Here is a 16812-nt window from a genome sequence, read left to right on the forward strand (position 1 = left end):
GGGGGGTTCTTCAGTGCTTTGGCAAAGCTCCAAAAGCCCCCCCTTACCAAGGGGGGGTTGGGGGGGTTCTTCAGTGCTTTGGCAAAGCTCCAAAAGCCCCCCCTTACCAAGGGGGGGTTGGGGGGGTTCTTCAGTGCTTTGGCAAAGCTCCAAAAGCCCCCCCTTACCAAGGGGGGGTTGGGGGGGGTTTCCACCGCTAACTCTCTCAAAAGCGCTGAGTAAAGCAGCTACTTCGGTTTCTCTACCGTAGAGTTTTTGAGGTATGAGCAATTGACTGGCCCGATCGGCATTTCCGGGAATAAAATCAGATATAGTACCGCTGGCTGTTTGCAGCTTCGCCAGACAACTTTCTAAGTCAAATTTTAAACCTTCAGCAGTTTGATAGCGATTTTCTGCTGTTTTGGCCAACAATTTCATCACAATGGCAGAAATTGCTTCGGGAATTTCGGGATTTAAACTGCGAGGAGACGGCGCTATGCGGGCGATGTGACAGTGAACTAATTCTAAAGGGTCGATCGCGCTAAATGGCAATTCACCAGTCAACATCTCGTAAAAAGTGACACCTAACGAGTAGAAATCGCTGCGATAGTCGATCGCCCGATTCATTCTACCAGTTTGTTCGGGCGACATATAAGCTAACGTGCCTTCGAGCAAGTTAGCATAGCTAGAAGTTGCGTTTTCTCGCAACAAGCGGGAAGAAATGCTAAAGTCGGTTATTTTGACGCAATTATTGCTGGGATTTATGATGATATTTTGAGGTTTTATATCTTTGTGAATAATTTGATGCTGATGAATTTTACCTAAACCAGTTACTAGCTGAATTCCTATTATTAAAAATTGTTTTAAATCGAGTTTAGCAGTCATCAGAAAATCAGATAAAGCCACGCCCCCAAAGTCTTCTAATATTAGCGCAATCCCATTGTGGTGAGTCTCTGTGCGATAAGAATTGATAATCTCTGTAATTTCACGGAGGGGTTGTCTAATTTTATATTCGTGTCTCAACCGAGTAATTTCTTCGAGAGTGGGATACTCTGCGATCGGTGTTTTGACAATGACAGGCAAGTTATGTTTTTCCCAGATTCCCCGATAAATAACCGTATTGACTCCGGCATAAACTTTTTCAGTTATTTGATACCCGGTTAGGAAAATCATATTTTAATCATTTAGATGTGGGGACAGGTTACTAGATTATAGTATGGAGTCTTTAGGATTGTCATTAAGTATATAGCTTGGTCTTAAATAAGCCTGAATATCTAAGTAATATCGCGTAGAAAAGGGACTCATGAACTATTATGTCCCCCTAGGATTAAGGGGGGACATGAGGCGAGGAGAGTTGAATGGATGGCTTGATGGAGAGGGGTGTCCCCAAGGTCTGTGGGCCTGGGGACGAGTAATATAACTGTTTAAAGCGATCGATAAACGCGATAGTTGATTTCAGGGAAAATATTGTCAATCTCCTCAACTTTCTCCAACCAACCCGAATCAACTTTCCCTTCTTTGACTTCATCGTACAGTTTGTGAAAGCGCATTAAGTGCGATCGAGTGCGTCGCACCGCATAGGGGACCATTGTCCCTGTACGCATGATAAATGCCCAGTCAGAAGATTGAGCTAACAACACTTCCCGCGCCGCCTGATTCAAAGCACGAGACTGCAACTCATCTTCCGGTTCCATACTTCCCAACTCAATCATCCGTTCCGCAGCCTTGTGCAAATGGGGGTAAATCCAAGCATTCGTATCGTTCAACCAATACTCATGGAAACCGCGATATCCCCAACTAGACTGGGAGGGGCGACAAACTTGCTGAGTCGGATTTGCGCGCAAATAATCTGCCAAATGGGTCATCTCGTAGGTATTTTGGTCATACCAACTCTTGCGGAACAGGTAGTCTAAGAACCAAGGCCCTTCGTACCACCAATGACCGAAAAGTTCCGCGTCGTAGGGCGAAACAATAATCGGTGGGCGCTGCATGATGCCGTTGAGGTGTTCGACTTGGCGTTCGCGGTTGAAGGCAAAGTTGCTGGCGTGTTCGGCGGCTTTTTCCCTCGCCCAGTATGGATCGTATAACTGTTTGTCGCCTAAACTTAATCCGCGACCGGTGATTTTATGATACTTAATCCCGGTATTTTTCCGCTGGCCGTTGGGCATGATGTAGGGCTTTATGTACTCATAATCTGCTTCCCAGCCCAAATCTTTGTAGAATTCTCGGTATTCTGCTGCACCTGGATAGCCGACTTCCGAGGACCAAACTTGCTGGGAAGATTCGTGATCTCTACCGAATGCTGCTACTCCGCTTTCGGTGAAAATGGGGGCGTAGCTACCGTAGCGAGGGCGCGGACGGGCGTAGAGGATGCCGTGACCGTCTGTGAGGAAGTATCGCAAGCCGGCATCGGCTAACATCCGTTCTAGGCCTTCGTAGTAGGCGCATTCGGGTAGCCAAATGCCGTTGGGGCGACGGCCGAAGTTGGCTTCGTAGTTGTCGCAGGCTACTTGAATTTGTGCCCAAACTGCTTCTGGGTACATTTTCATCAGCGGTAAATAGCCGTGGGTGGCACCGCAGGTGATGATTTCGAGGTTGTTGGTGTCTTGGTGTTGTTTGAAAGCTGTGACTAAATCTCGATCGTACCTTTCCCAGAAGTTGCGGACTTGAGAGAAATGGGTGGCGTAGTGTTCGGCTAAGTAGCGGAGATGACCGTTGCCGCTGTTGTGCGACCTTTCCAGTTCGATTAATTCTTCGAGTTTTGCCAGGTGCTCGTCGAATCGGTCTTGCAACAAGGGGTCACGCAGCATGGCCACTAAGGGCGGTGTCATGCTCATGGTAATTTTAAAGTCGATGCCGTCGCGCTTTAGCCCTTCAAAGACTTGTAGCAGAGGAATGTAGGTTTCGGCGATCGCCTCAAACAGCCATTCTTCTTCTAAAACGTAGTCGCTTTCGGGATGGCGGACAAAGGGTAGGTGGGCGTGGAGCACGAGGGCGAGGTAGCCAGTAGTCATAATTGTTTTGATCCAGCAGTTAATAAACTGACACGAGTTAGGAACTGTTTTACAATATCTTAAGATTTTATATTGTACTAGATATTGCTAATAAAATTAGGAAAAATTCAAGCCGTCCTAGAAGGACGGGGTGCATCTCTATTTTGCAAGTATATTCGTAGGGGCTATAGCATGACCGCAGACAATTTATTAGTGATAACCAGAGATTTACAGCGGTCATGCGAGAGCCTATGCAAAATCGGGATGCTCCCGAAGGACGGGGCTTCAGACCCATTTATTTGTAAATGGGACGCACAAAGTGCCGTGTTTTTTTAATTGCCGTTTCCGAGCTAGCTCAATGTCAGCAAGTTCTGATTTTCTTGTTGCTGTCGGATGAGGGTTGCTGCTGTTTGAGAGTCTAGAGGTTTTGAGAAAAAGTATCCCTGGGCGTACTCGCATTTTAACCCTTTGAGCAGGTCGAGCTGTGTCGCTTCTTCTACTCCCTCGGCTACTACGTCCATGCCTAAATTGTGCGATAAAGTAACGATCGATCTCACAATTTCTGTGGGGTCAATCTCTCCTTTGCTGATATCAAATTTTACTCCCATTCTGCTGACAAAAGAACGGTCTATTTTTAAGGTATTGGTCGGAAAGCGGTGCAGATAGGAGAGGGATGAATAGCCGGTACCGAAATCGTCGATGCACAGGTGTATGTTGCGGGATCTGAGTTCCACCAGCATGGCGGTAACTGATTCGGAATTTTCTATGAGTACGCTTTCTGTAATTTCTAGTTTTAAACTGCTGCCGTCTAGGTCACTTTCTTCTAGCACTTGGTCGATGTATTCAATTAAGTCTGGCTGAGAAAACTGTTTGACTGAAAGGTTGACGCTGACACTCAGGGGGGGGTTGCTGGGAAATAGCTGCTGCCACTGGTGGATTTGCTGGCAAGCTGTACGCAGCACCCAGCGGCCGAGGGGTACGATCAGTCCGGTTTCTTCGGCGACTGGGATGAATTCGGCTGGGGAAACTAATCCTCGTTCTGGATGCTGCCACCGCACTAAGGCTTCAAAACAGGTAATGGTGTTGGTGGCGATCGAGACTATGGGCTGGTAGTGAATAATAAACTGGGGCGCTGGTGACAAGGGAGGTAAGGAAGGTTTGGGGAATTTGAGACAGAGATCCGGTGTGGTGGAGTCTTCTGATGTTCTGTATTCCCCAAGTTGCTCTTGTCCCTCATCTTCTGCTCTGGGGCGGTCTCGAATCGATTCCGCGGCGCGTCGCAGGTCGTTTTCTAGCTGCAATAGCCGCAAAGCGTGGGCGTGCATGGAACTGTTGAATACTTCGTGGCGGGCTCTGCCTAGTCCTTTGGCGCGGTACATGGCGGTGTCGGCGTCGCGCAGCAGATTTGTCGATTCCATGTATTCAACGGAACTCATGGCGATACCGATGCTGGCGGTGATGAATACTTCGTGTCCGTCTAGAACCACCGGAGCACTGATTCTCTGTTGGAGCCGATGGGCAATATTATTGACTTCATTGATGCCGTCGATATCTTCTAGCAGGATGGCAAATTCGTCGCCTCCGAGGCGGGCCACTGTATCTCCCACCCGCAAACAGGTTTCTAAACGCCGCGCGCTGGCGATTAGCAGTTGGTCGCCGATGGCGTGGCCGAGGGAATCGTTGACTACTTTAAATCTATCTAAATCGAGAAACAGCACTGCAAATAAGTATTCTTTGCGTCTTTGGGCGAGTCTGAGATCGTGTTCGAGTCGATCGATAAATAGGGCTCGGTTGGGCAGTCCAGTCAGCCCGTCATGAAAGGCGTCGTGGAGTAGTTGTTCTTCGGCGAGTTTGCGCTTGGTGATGTCGTGGCAGTTGACTACTATTCCTTGGACGGCCCTATCGTGTAGCAAGTTGGTGGCTACTGCTTCTAAAAAACACCACGATCCGTTGCGGTGCTGGACTCGGTACTCAACAGGGGAGTGACTTGTCTTGGGGTTTTGAATTACTTTTTTGAGTGTTTCGGTAATCAGGGCTCCGTCTTCGGGATGAACGGTTTCAAAAACGCTCCGCCCGATCGTCTTTTGGGGTAAGTATCCTAAAATTCGCTTGACGGAAGGGCTGACGTAGCGAAATGTGCCTTCGCCGTCGAGAATGATCGTGATGTCTGTAGCGTTTTCGATCAGCGATCGAAAACGCTGTTCGCTTTGACGCAGTGCTTCTTCTGCCTGTTTCCGTCCGCTGATGTCTAGGGCTACTCCGTCGATAATGATGTCGCCGTTTTCGTTTTTGGAAAACCGGGCGTTGTCTTGCACCCACTTCACCTCGCCGGTTTTCAAAATGATGCGGTATTGCCGATCGCACGGCTCTAGACTGGCACTGGATGCTGCTACGCTTTGGTCAAAGGAGCTTTTGTCTTCTGGATGAATGATTTCCATCAAGATTTCGGGACGCGCCATCACCTCGGATAACTTGATGCCAGTCACTTCCTGCACCCCCGGACTGATGTAAGGCAGGGAAATCCTGCCGTCGGGATGGATTATGCTGCGGTAAACGGAGCCGGGGATGTTGGCTGCCATTGCTGCTAGCTGCTGCTGGATGCCAAGGACTGCTGCTTCGGCGCGCTTGCGTTCTGCTAGTTCGGTTTGGGCTTGCTGATAGAGTTCGGCTTGGTGGATCGCGATCGCGCACTGATCTGCTATAGCTTTGACTAGGGATACTTCTTCTGCACTCCAAGAGCGGGTGCGATCGCACTGGTAGAGGCAAATTCCTCCCAAAAATGACTGCTGGTAGAGCAGTGGTGCGATCGTCACTGCCTGAAACCCTACAATCTCTGCTGATGCTTGTAAAGACGGACAGAGCTTGGATAAGTCGTCGAGGGCTAGGGTTTCTCCTGCTGCGAGGGAGGAGCGGTAGTGTTCGGCAAAGTCGCAATTTAGCCCCACGAGGTGTTGTTTGTCTGCGGATTTGCTCATGTAGCGAATTATGATACCCCCGTCAGCATCTGGCTGCAAAATCCCGCAGCCGCTAGTTTCAAAAGCTTCATGGAGCTGATCTGCGGTGGTTTGTAGCACTTCGTCTAGCACTAGGGTTTCGCGCATGGCTTGGACAATGCGGTTGACGATCGCTTCTTTCTGAGCTTGTCGTTGAATTTTGGCGATCGCTTCTTGTCGCTGGGCGCGCATTTGATATTCTTGGAGGGATCTTTCTAATATTGTTGGCAGTCTAAATAATCTGCTTTTTAATAAGTAATCTGTCATGCCTGATTTGATGCACTCAACTGCCGCTTCTTCTCCCAAGCTTCCTGTTACTAAAATAAAAGGTATGTTGCGCTCTAATTCCTGCATCATTTTCAACAAGTCTAAACCGTTGAAACCGGGTAGCCTGTAATCCGACAATACAGCATCGTATTTTTTGCCATTTTGGAGCAGTTCTCTACACTCTTTTGCCGTTTGAGCTGTGTCAAATGTAAATTTTATTCCTCCTGTTTCTAAGGCGATTACCACTAATTCTATATCTTCGGCCATGTCTTCGACAATCAATAAATTTAACATAGCTTTTGGGGATTTATTTAGTAAATTATTATGGTGGTTGCGCTCTAACATATTACATTTAGCAGGGGGGAATTGGTGAGGGGTTTTATTTTTTATATTGATGGTGGTTGATTTAACATTTGGTAGATGGGGTTGAATTTAGCAAGATTATTTATTTTCCGATCAATATTTTGACTAACTAATGGTGACTGAGTTGAGGCAGTCCTTACCATGAAATATGTAATAGTATATAGCAATCTTAAATGATTTGTGAACTTCTCTTTATGTTCTCTGTGCTTTTGCTTTGCATCCTGTGGTACGGCTTTAAAAAATATTGTTTACAAATGAAATAAGCTCGTCCTAGACCGGAAAAAAGGTTGAGACTGTTTAATTGAGTTTAAAGTAAAATGTTGCTCCTGCATCGGGTGTGCTTTCGGCCCAAATTGTACCGCCGTGGCGATGAATAATCCGCCAGGCGATCGCTAAACCGATGCCAGTGCCTTCAAATTCTCTCTGGGAGTGCAATCTCCCAAAGGCTGCAAATAGTTGATCGGCATATTCCATCTCAAAACCCACACCATTATCCTTGACAAAAATTGTTCCATCTGGTAGGGCATCAATAACTATTGTAGCTGGATTGCGTCCGCGACTAAACTTGACTGCATTGCTAATCAAGTTGCTGAACACCTGTTGGAGTAAGGTAGGATCTCCCGTCACAACAGGTAAATCTCCGATTTCAAATTGAACGGTTTGGGGAGTTTGGGTCAAATTTGTGACTGTTCGGGGTTGAGCCAATTTAATCGCAGTTTGTACCAACTCGGTGACGTCGATCGGAATTTGGATTAACTCGGTGCGCCCTACCCGCGAAAGTGTTAGCAAACCGTCAATCAACAGACTCATTTTTTGGCTACTGTCATCAATTACTTGCAGATAATGAACTATTTTACGATCGCCCAGAACATCCATTGATTGTAGTCGCTGTTTCAAGGCATTGACAAAACCTGAAATGTGTCGCAAAGGAGCGCGCAAGTCGTGGGAAACAGAGTAAGAAAAAGATTCTAGTTCTTGATTGGCAAATTCTAATTGCTCTGTGCGTTCTGATAAAGCTTTTTTGGTTTCAACCAACTCAGTTATATCGCGAGAAGTCCCAATTAAAGCATAAATTTCGCCTCCGGGATTTTTGAGGGGAATTTTCAAGGTATCATAGTAATGAGTCCGCCCTTCCAAGTTCAATTCTTCCTGTAAATGTAAAGTTTCACCAGATTCAAATACTTGCATATTTTCTCCATAAAACTTTTCGGATAGCTCTGGTGGAAAACATTCAAAAACAGTTTTTCCTTGCATCTCTTTTCTATTTGGGAAACCAGCCATTTTTGCCAGAGATTGGTTAACAAAAGGCTGACGCATATTTTCGCGTTCTACAACAAAAATGCGATCGGGCAAAGCATCAAAAAAAGTCTCTAGTTCAGCGGTACGCTGGGCGACTTGAGCTTCTAAAGTTTCGTTAAGTTCTTGGAGTTCAGCTTCCGCTCGTTTGCGTTCGGTGATATCTTGACCAATGCCGATACATCTCCCGTCGGAAAGACGAATATTTGCCCATGAAGTGTCAATAATTCGCCCATCTCTAACTCTAGTTTTAAAGTCGCCCCACTTTTTACTTGCTGCTTGGATTTCATCCAAAACGTATTGGCGGTATTCTGGTTCGGGATAAAATTCGGCAAAGATATCGCGGCCTTTCATTGCTTCACAACTCCAGCCGAGCACTTGTTCCCAGTATCGGTTTACCCACTCTATTTCACCACTGTCGCCCAAGAATGCGAGCATGACTGGTACGTTGTCGAAGATAGTTTGCAGCAGTTCTTTTTGTTGTTTTAATGATTCTTCGGCTTGTTTGCGATCGCTGATATCGAGTACAGAGCCGATAACTTGTTTAATTTGTCCGTCTGGGGTTCTTTTAAAAATTGTAGAGCGATCGTGTACCCAACGCCATTCCCCATTTTTATGTTGGATTCTGTAGTCTATATCATCTGTTTCGTGAATGTTTGGGCTATTTGCTAGCCGCTGCATACCAGCTATTAATTTTGACATATCGTCAGGATGAATTAAGGTTGACAGGGCTGCATTACCCATTTTTTGCAACTCTTCTGAAGAGTAGCCAAATATAGATAATGCTGCTTGATTTGCATAAATATTTTTCTTTTCTAATACATCATAAATGTAAAGGTAATTGGGAATAGTTTTTAGGATACTTTCCAAAAGTTCTTGATGTTTTTTCAGTTCGGCTTCTGCCTGTTTTCGCTGAGTTAAGTCCAGCACAAAACTGACACCAAACTGCTGAGAATCTTCGGAAAATGCCGCCCCCAGCAGGACATGAACGCGACTGCCGTCTCCTCGGATGTATTCTTTTTCAAAGGGAGTAGCTTTGCTGGTGACTTTTAGTTCTGCTACTTTTGCTTCGTCTTGGGTGCGATATTCTGGTGGTGTAATTTTTTTCCAGTTCAATTTTCTGCTTTGCAGGTCTTCTCGCGGGTATCCAATCATGTTTAAAAAAGCATCGTTTGCGTCTATAATTTCACCGTGTATATCCCAAAAAAAGATGCCGATCATGTTAGATTCAACAACGTGCCTAAATTTAGCTTCACTTTGTCGCAACTGGGCTTCTACTTGTTTGAGTTCTGTGATGTCGCGGGCGATACCTAGCACTGTTTCTACGGTATTATTTTGAGTAAATTCGGGAATTACTCGACATTGATAATATTTTTTGCCTGCGGGAGTAGGAAAGTCAAATTCTATGGTTTCTGGTTGACCGGTGCGGAAAACTTTCAGACAAGCTTGGTCCCACAGATGGCAAAGTTGGGGGGACATTCCTAATTCTTGGTTACTTTTGCCGATAAATTCTGAAGCTGGTTTTCCGGTGGCTCGTTGGACTTCTTTGTTGACGTAAAGGTGGCGCAATTCTTGATCGAACCGCGCGATGGTATCGGTGGCATTTTCGGCGATCGCGCTGAAAGCTTCTTCCCGCCTGCGCAGTTCTTCTTGAGTGCGGTGACGTTCAGTGACATCTAGGGCAAAGGAGATAATCGAAACTACTTTTCCTTCTACATCTGTCTGTGCTGAATTATTCCATTCACAGTGAATTACCGCTCCATCTTTAGTGTAGTTGCGGTTGTGGCAAATATTGCGGGGTTCGCGCCCCTCTAATAGTTTATTTGTGACTAAGTTCACTAGCTCTAAATCTGCTTCATAGACTATTGATAATTCCTCAAAATTTTTCCCGATTACTTCTGCAGTTTTCCAGCCAAATATGCGTTCTGCCCCGGCTGACCACTGAACTATCCGAAATTGGCAATCCCATTCTAAAACTGCCATCTCTGAGTTGTTCAGGTGAAACTCTAGTCGCGAGGTGGCTTGTTTCATTTTGGTTTTTAACTGTTGCCGCAGTTGCTTGACTGTGGCAAGTCGCTCGCCTATTCTCTGTGAATGTTCCGGACTGATTTGCCCTATTAGATCGATAGTTTTTGCTGTTTCTGCTTCTAGTTCTTCCCAAGCTATTTCTAGGGATGATTCCGCCTGCTCTAGCTCAGTGATGCTGTTGGGAAACAGTGTGGCACTTCCGACAGGAATTTCAGGCATATTTTTGATGTTTAGGGAAGTGTTACTTTTTGGTCATCAATTAATAATTTAAAGAATAAATTTCAACTAATATCATTTCTCTAAAATCGTGCAACAATCTTTGACCCCCCCTAACCCCCCCTTATAAAGGGGAGGGACAAGACTACTGTTGCATTCTTTTTTAAAATTGGTATTACTCTTAAATTTTACATTTTTAATCATTAATTGAACCCCTTAACCAGGCACTGGCTACAGGGTACACTTGCCTAGTGGTCGGCAATTGCGGTTTGCTCCCGCTGAACTTCCCCTAGCAACGCCTTACCACTGGCTGAGTCTGAAAAATCTTAACATATCTTTACAAAAAGTGGTGAGGGAGCAGGGGGCGATCGAAAAGCTGTGGGCGCGAGTTGTGCTTGAGCTCTGGTCAATCGCTTTGGTTAATCAAAAGCTAAAATAAAGTTTAAACTGAATTAAGCTATGGCGCGCATTACCCCGTGGGGGGATGGAAAGAGCAATTAATTGATCGCGGTTGGCTAAATCGTGAAAGCTTACGAAGGGATAACCGCTCCCATGCTCCCGTTGAAGTAAGAAGCAAATGTCTAGACAAGTCTAGGATTTGTATAGCAGCAAACTATTATGCTTACAGGATTGCGTAGCTTGAGATGGTAATTTTCCCATTGAAAGCCGATCGAAAAAGTACATCACGCTAAACAATCCCCAGGTGGTAATAGAAAAAAAAGATTTACTGTGGTTAAAACCACCCGCGTCGTTTCCCTCCTTCGCTCTCACAACTCGCACTTTTTCTCACTTACCGAACTTTTTTATGACTGTTGCTGCAAAAGTTAAAACTGAGTACGAAGCCGTTATTGGTTTGGAAACTCACTGCCAATTGAGTACGAAGACTAAAATTTTTTCGAGTTCTTCCACAGAATTTGGTGGTGTTCCCAACACTAATATTGACCCAATTTGTATGGGAATGCCCGGAGTGTTGCCGGTACTAAACGAGAAAGTGCTGGAGTATGCGGTGAAAGCAGGGCTAGCACTTAACTGCGAAATCGCACCTTACAGTAAGTTCGATCGCAAGCAATACTTTTACCCGGATTTGCCGAAAAATTATCAAATTTCTCAGTTTGATTTGCCGATCGCCACTAAGGGTTGGCTCGAAATTGAATTGGTTGATGAAGCAGGCAATTCGACTCGCAAAAAAATCGGGATCACTCGCTTGCACATGGAGGAAGATGCGGGAAAATTGGTGCACGGCGGCAGCGATCGACTCAGCGGTTCTACTTATTCTATGGTAGATTACAACCGCGCTGGTGTGCCTTTGATTGAAATTGTCTCGGAACCAGATTTGCGATCGGGCGCAGAAGCAGCGGAATACGGTCAAGAATTGCGCCGGATCGTTCGCTATATTGGTGTGGGCGACGGGAATATGCAGGAAGGTTCCCTGCGCTGCGATGTGAATATTTCGGTGCGCCCGGTGGGTAGGAAAGAGTTCGGCACGAAAGTGGAAATTAAAAATATGAACTCTTTTAATGCGATCGAACGGGCGATCGATTATGAGATCGAGCGCCAAATTGAAGCTTTGGAAAACGGCGAAACCATATTCCAAGAAACGCGACTTTGGGATGAGGGCAAACAGTGTACTTTTAGTATGCGGATGAAGGAAGGGGCAAGCGATTACCGCTATTTCCCGGAACCGGATTTACCTCCGATCGAGGTTTCGAGGGCTCAGTTGGCAGATTGGCAAGCTCAATTGCCAGAATTGCCGGCCGAAAAGCGCGATCGCTACGAAACTCAACTGAGTCTTTCTCCCTATGACGCGCGGGTGTTGACTGATGACAAAGCAGTAGCAGAGTATTTTGAGGAGGCGATCGCCGCTGGCGCTGCGCCTAAGCAAGCTGCCAATTGGGTGATGGGCGATATCACTGCTTATCTCAAAAACGAACAAGTGGCGATCGCTAAAATTCCTTTCAAACCAGATAATTTGGCCCAACTGCTGAAGCTAATTGAGACAGGCACGATCAGTGGCAAAATCGCTAAGGATATTTTACCGGAGTTGCTAGCCTTGGGCGGTTCTGCACAACAGTTGGTTGAGAGCAAGGGTTTGATCCAAATTTCCGATACTGGTGCGATCGATCGGGCGATCGATGCTGTTTTGGCAGCCAATCCCAAGGAGCTCGAACAGTACCGGGCTGGTAAAACTAAGCTGTTGGGCTTTTTTGTCGGCAAGGTGATGAAGGAGACTGGTGGTAGGGCAGATCCCAAATTGACCAATGAGTTGCTAGCCAACAAGCTCAACGGCTAAAGCACTTAGTCCCAAATAATTAGACTGCTCCTCAGCAGTTGGTTTTGAACAGGCCTAAACAGCCTGTTCCACAATAATTTAGATGTCTATTCTTCAACCCGCTTTCGGCGGGTTTTGTTTGTATTGCAACCGCCAGGGTGGTTAAGTCGTGGGGTGGGGGCGGGTTTATAGAATTTGTCTATACCGATGAAAGATATCGGTGAACCCGCCCCTACAAAATCTGCCCTAATCGCCTTGGCAGTTGCTATATTGCAGTCGCCAAGCGCATTAGCCGCCAAGGCGACTGCTATATATCCCCGATTTCTCGGCTGTGATTTTTTTTAAAAGGGGGTTGACCCCTCAGTGCAGATATGATATATTGTGTTATGTAGATGCACCCTGATGGCAAGGAGAGTCGCTTAGGCGACTCTCTATTTTTTTGGCATTTTTATTTTTTGGCTTTTTTTTCAGCATTTAATAAATTAATTTTACTGTTCAATATAATTATTCAATTGCTTGACACAGTGCAGCATTTTATGCTATTTTCCTACTCAATAAATGCGTAAAGTTCGTAACGCAATGAGGACAACATATCAGTATCAGTTTGATCCCGACATCAAGCAAAAGCTCACTCTTAACCATTGGCTAAGGATTTGCCGTTACTGGTATAATCGCCAGCTAGGCGATCGTTTTGATTGGTGGGAAATGAACCGCACTACTGTAAATGCTTGTCCGTTGATTGTTAGTATCTCTGCGCCTAGGGAAAAACCCAACTACTACTCACAAAAAAAACAATTGCCGATTCTTAAAAAGGATTTTGTAAAAGTCTTTCATAGTGGCGATCTACTAGATTTTAAACAGGTAGACTCAACCATCTTGCAAGATGTTTCTAAGCGAGTAGATAAAGCCTTTGAACGGTCGATCGCTGGGGACAGCAAGGGTGGGCGATCGGGTAAGCCCCGATTCAAGACTGAAGCCGATTATCGCACGATGACTTTTTCGACGGCTAACAGTGATTGGATAAAACTGGTTCGCAAGAATTGGATGTATGTTCGATTGCCAAAGTTAGGTGTCGTAAAAGTTCGGATGCACCGCTCAATTCCTGATGGATTTACCATCAAGCAAGCTAGTGTTACTAGGAAGGTTGATGGTTGGTTTATTCAGTTAATGCTTGAAGATGCTTCTGTGTTTCGCAAAAACCTGCATACACCTCAATGCTTCTGTGTTATCGGAATGAAATGGTTTTCACCGATTGTAATATTCGAGAATATTGGGATGAACAACATTCTTTAATGGTCGATCGTGATATAAATGCCGCGATTAACTTGAAGAAACTGGGGTTGGACATTTTCCCCAGTATAAAACGCCGTAACGGGAATTTTTCTGTAGTAGGAACTATGGATGACAGTACCGTAAAGGAAATTTTGCATACCCTTCATCGGGCTGCAAGAAGCCCACATCATACTGTACTCAGTTGATGTGGGAGATGTCACTTAAAAATTTCACTAATTTTTATAATTATGACCCCACAAGCTAATGACCTAATCAAACAGGGAATTTCCCAATATCAGGCACGAGAATTTGAGGCAGCGCTGGAATCTTGGGGACAGGCGCTGAGTCTGTATCGGGAAATCGATGACAAACGTCGATCGGGTGCGGCGCTGGGAAATATGGGTTAGCGCGGGAAATTGGCGATCGCCGCGGTGAGGCGAATGCTTTGGGCAATTTGGGCAATGCTTGCTGTGCTCAGTCGAACTTTGACGGTGCGATTGAATACCAGCAGCAGCGTTTGGCGATCGCGCGCGAAACGGGAGACAATCGCGGGGAAGAAGAAGCTTTGGGTAATTTGGCCTTAGCTTTCGATGCCAAAGGAGATTTGCCTGGTGCGCTCCAGTGCTATCATCAGCAGTTGGAGCTCGCCCGCGCGAGCTCCGACGATCGCATTGAACGCCACGCCCTCAAGAATTTGAAGCTAGCTTACAAGTATTTAGCAAATTACGAGCAAGCTAACTACTACCGACAGCAACAATTGGCGATCGTGCGACAACTGTTTTTAAGTCAGGAAAATAACGATTTTGTACAACTTGCAGAAATGGTTGGTTTGAATCCGGTGGAAGATTTTGCCGGAGAAGATTTAAGTAATTTTGACTTGCAATATGCTGATTTTGCCGGAGCAAATTTGCGGAATGCAAACCTCAGCGGTGTTGATTTTACCCTAGCAGATCTCAGCGGTGCTTTGCTGAGCGGTGCTCTGTTAATTAATGCTACTTTATGCAATGCTAATTTGCGCGATAGCGAACTCAATGATGCTGATTTGAGCGGTGCTGACTTGCGGACAAAGTTGCCACGGGCTAATTTGGAAAATGCCAATTTAACTAACGCAAATTTGAGCAGTGCTTATTTACCCAATGCGAATTTGGCTGGTGCCAATTTGCAGGGTGCTGATTTCCGAAATTCTGATATGAGCGGTGTTAATTTGAGCGGTGCCAATTTGAATGGTGCTGATTTGAGCCGTGCGGATTTGAAAAATATTGTGGTAAAAAATGCCAAGTTTGCTGGTTGTTTGGGTCTTTCTGAAGGGTTAAAAATTGAGTTAATGGAGGGTGGCGGAATTTTTGAGTAGAATTTTCTGGATTTGTCTTTAGTATTTCGCGATCCTATCTCAATGGCTAAACATCTTGCTGTATCACCACTCTTGCTTTTTCCCGAATTTCCCCCATCCTCCCTCGCCAGCAGGGCTGTTTGATTGTTGGTATGGGCCGTGCCGTGCCCCCGTGCCGGCCCTCTTGGACTCTCTCTTATCTTCCTTCGCGTCATAAGCGCCTTCGCGGTTAAATCATTCCGATACAACCGGAATTGATATGATACCAATTTAATGTGAAGTTGCACAGATCTAGATCCCCCTCGCATCCCCCGAAAGCAAGGGGGACTTTGAGAAGAATCTTGTCCCCCCCTCCCACCAGGGGGGCTAGGGGGGATCAGATTCAGGAGCAGCCTCATAAAAAACTGATATGAGGGGGGTGGGCATTCTTGGCACTACCCCTACACAATCATCGTTTTTTTCTCAAAAACCTGGTTTTTTGCGTAAGTCCTGAAAATCCAACAAAGTTTACAAATTCAACCTAGAAAAAAATGCTCCATTGTGATAGATTAGGGATTAGACAGTAATAAAATTTTTAATTACAAGCTGGTAGCGCCAGCAATTCTACCCGATATGCGATCGCTAGATTCTCATAACAAATATCCAGATTGCTTGTGGATGCAATTAGAAGCAATTCCAGTATCATCTGCTGCAACAGCAACCCAGCACCTAGACCTTTACGTCAGCCTCAATTTTAACGAACATTGGCAACCTTTGCTCGGTGGCATGGTCAAATTTGGACTACAATCAGGTACGCTCAAATTAAATTTGGCAAACACCGAAATTCCCCTGGGAGCGTGTCAGTTAGCCGGTGATTTCAAGCTATTGCCCATAGAAAAAAAGCCAGAAAATCAGCGGGGCGAGGGAGCCAGCGATCGGGAAGAAACAGATGAAACGGACTACACATTTTGCCACGCTTCCCTCATGGGAGACGATACAGAACCTGCTTGGAAATTTGAAGTTAAACGCGGAAATCCTCTATTAAAAGGGTTGCTAAAAAGTGCGAAAATAGGAGAATTAACAGCACCAAATTTTAGGATTGAAGCAGTTTTTAAAGTTGCAAAAGAAGATATTTATGTCACAGATGCCGAAGGTTTGTGGCCCCACGACATTACCCCAAATCAACATTCAATTTTAGAAAGAATCCTGACATTATATTTGGCAACAAATCAACTCCAGCCAGCTCTGAGTTTTGCCATATTGTGTGACGATTCATCGGCGTTGAAAAGGCGCGATGTGGAAATTGTTCCGCAAACTGAGGAATCGCTATTGCAGGAAATGGTCGATCGTATTATCTCCGCTGAAACAGCAGACTTTGCGGAATTAGCAAAAATCGCCAATCTTAATCCAGCAGAGGATTTCGCGGGTGCTAACCTGCGGGGAACGACTTTGAATGCAGTGGATTTTAGTAGTGCAAATCTCGATCGCGCCAATTTCCGGGGTGCAGACTTAAGCGACGCTGATTTCAGCGAAGCCAACCTCCAAAATGCCAAATTCAGCGGTGCAGATTTGAGTGGCGCTTTCTTCGGAAATGCCGATTTGAAAGGTGCAGATTTGTATAAAGCAAGTCTAGCTTTGGCTAACCTCAGTGGCGCGAATTTGGAAAATGCAAATCTAGTGGAAGTAAACTTAACCAATACGAATCTGGGCGGTGCGAAGGTTGAGTCAGCCAGATTTGGAAATAATTCAGGACTTTCCGAGGAGATGAAAGTGAATCTACAACAGCGCGGCGCAATTTTTCAGGAACTTTAGTCCCTCGCACCTATC

At 45.6% G+C, this 16812-nt stretch carries 11 protein-coding genes; 6 read left to right on the forward strand and 5 right to left on the reverse strand.

What is annotated here, in order from left to right; all coding sequences use genetic code 11:
• The 4 genes from AAFP11_RS25940 to AAFP11_RS25955 form a co-directional block, all read right to left on the reverse strand.
• A partial coding sequence (locus AAFP11_RS25940; RefSeq protein ID WP_341739616.1) for a serine/threonine-protein kinase occupies positions 1-1152 on the reverse strand: 1152 nt, incomplete at its 3' end.
• Positions 1153-1403: 251 nt separating this feature from the next.
• On the reverse strand, positions 1404-2993 hold the full coding sequence (locus AAFP11_RS25945; protein ID WP_341739617.1) for a glycoside hydrolase family 57 protein: 1590 nt from the start codon (positions 2991-2993) through the stop codon (positions 1404-1406).
• Between the two features lie 329 nt (positions 2994-3322).
• Complete coding sequence (locus AAFP11_RS25950) at positions 3323-6526, reverse strand: EAL domain-containing protein (protein ID WP_341739618.1); 3204 nt, start codon at positions 6524-6526, stop codon at positions 3323-3325.
• A 366-nt stretch (positions 6527-6892) separates the two neighbouring features.
• The gene (locus AAFP11_RS25955) at positions 6893-10138 is read right to left on the reverse strand and encodes a PAS domain S-box protein (protein ID WP_341739619.1); all 3246 of its coding nucleotides are present in this window, start codon (positions 10136-10138) and stop codon (positions 6893-6895) included.
• Between the two features lie 241 nt (positions 10139-10379).
• Between AAFP11_RS25955 and AAFP11_RS25960 the strand changes: the two genes are divergently transcribed.
• The 3 genes from AAFP11_RS25960 to AAFP11_RS25970 all read left to right on the forward strand — a co-directional run bounded on the left by AAFP11_RS25960 (position 10380) and on the right by AAFP11_RS25970 (position 13697).
• On the forward strand, positions 10380-10574 hold the full coding sequence (locus AAFP11_RS25960; RefSeq protein ID WP_341739620.1) for a hypothetical protein: 195 nt from the start codon (positions 10380-10382) through the stop codon (positions 10572-10574).
• A gap of 366 nt (positions 10575-10940) precedes the next feature.
• Complete coding sequence (gene gatB / locus AAFP11_RS25965) at positions 10941-12425, forward strand: Asp-tRNA(Asn)/Glu-tRNA(Gln) amidotransferase subunit GatB (protein WP_341739621.1); 1485 nt, start codon at positions 10941-10943, stop codon at positions 12423-12425.
• Positions 12426-12962: 537 nt separating this feature from the next.
• Positions 12963-13697 carry a transposase gene (locus AAFP11_RS25970; RefSeq protein WP_341739622.1) on the forward strand — a complete coding sequence of 245 codons (735 nt, stop codon included), beginning with the start codon at positions 12963-12965 and terminating at the stop codon, positions 13695-13697.
• Here the strand turns inward: AAFP11_RS25970 and AAFP11_RS25975 are convergent.
• Positions 13694-13897: a hypothetical protein gene (locus tag AAFP11_RS25975; RefSeq protein ID WP_341739623.1), complete on the reverse strand. Its 204-nt coding sequence runs from the start codon at positions 13895-13897 to the stop codon at positions 13694-13696. The two genes, AAFP11_RS25970 and AAFP11_RS25975, sit on opposite strands and share 4 nt — an antisense overlap.
• A gap of 27 nt (positions 13898-13924) precedes the next feature.
• On the opposite strand from AAFP11_RS25975, the gene AAFP11_RS25980 reads away from it, so the two are divergent.
• The 3 genes from AAFP11_RS25980 to AAFP11_RS25990 all read left to right on the forward strand — a co-directional run bounded on the left by AAFP11_RS25980 (position 13925) and on the right by AAFP11_RS25990 (position 16797).
• Complete coding sequence (locus tag AAFP11_RS25980) at positions 13925-14083, forward strand: hypothetical protein (RefSeq protein ID WP_341739624.1); 159 nt, start codon at positions 13925-13927, stop codon at positions 14081-14083.
• 38 nt (positions 14084-14121) lie between these two features.
• Positions 14122-15027 carry a pentapeptide repeat-containing protein gene (locus AAFP11_RS25985; RefSeq protein ID WP_341739625.1) on the forward strand — a complete coding sequence of 302 codons (906 nt, stop codon included), beginning with the start codon at positions 14122-14124 and terminating at the stop codon, positions 15025-15027.
• A gap of 591 nt (positions 15028-15618) precedes the next feature.
• Positions 15619-16797 (forward strand): pentapeptide repeat-containing protein, encoded by a 1179-nt coding sequence (locus AAFP11_RS25990; protein ID WP_341739626.1) that lies wholly within the window; start codon positions 15619-15621, stop codon positions 16795-16797.
• Positions 16798-16812 lie beyond the last annotated feature (15 nt).

It is taken from the genome of Microcoleus sp. CAWBG640 (assembly GCF_020883015.1).
GTDB classification, from domain to species: domain Bacteria; phylum Cyanobacteriota; class Cyanobacteriia; order Cyanobacteriales; family Microcoleaceae; genus Microcoleus; species Microcoleus anatoxicus.

Excerpts from the sequence above, each read along its gene's own strand:
- AAFP11_RS25950 (WP_341739618.1), bottom strand. The coding sequence starts at position 6,526 with ATGTTAAATTTATTGATTGTCGAAGACATGGCCGAAGATATAGAATTA.
- AAFP11_RS25955 (WP_341739619.1), bottom strand. The coding sequence starts at position 10,138 with ATGCCTGAAATTCCTGTCGGAAGTGCCACACTGTTTCCCAACAGCATC.
- AAFP11_RS25980 (WP_341739624.1), top strand. The coding sequence starts at position 13,925 with ATGACCCCACAAGCTAATGACCTAATCAAACAGGGAATTTCCCAATAT.
- AAFP11_RS25945 (WP_341739617.1), bottom strand. The coding sequence starts at position 2,993 with ATGACTACTGGCTACCTCGCCCTCGTGCTCCACGCCCACCTACCCTTT.
- gatB (WP_341739621.1), top strand. The coding sequence starts at position 10,941 with ATGACTGTTGCTGCAAAAGTTAAAACTGAGTACGAAGCCGTTATTGGT.
- AAFP11_RS25990 (WP_341739626.1), top strand. The coding sequence starts at position 15,619 with ATGCGATCGCTAGATTCTCATAACAAATATCCAGATTGCTTGTGGATG.
- AAFP11_RS25970 (WP_341739622.1), top strand. The coding sequence starts at position 12,963 with ATGCGTAAAGTTCGTAACGCAATGAGGACAACATATCAGTATCAGTTT.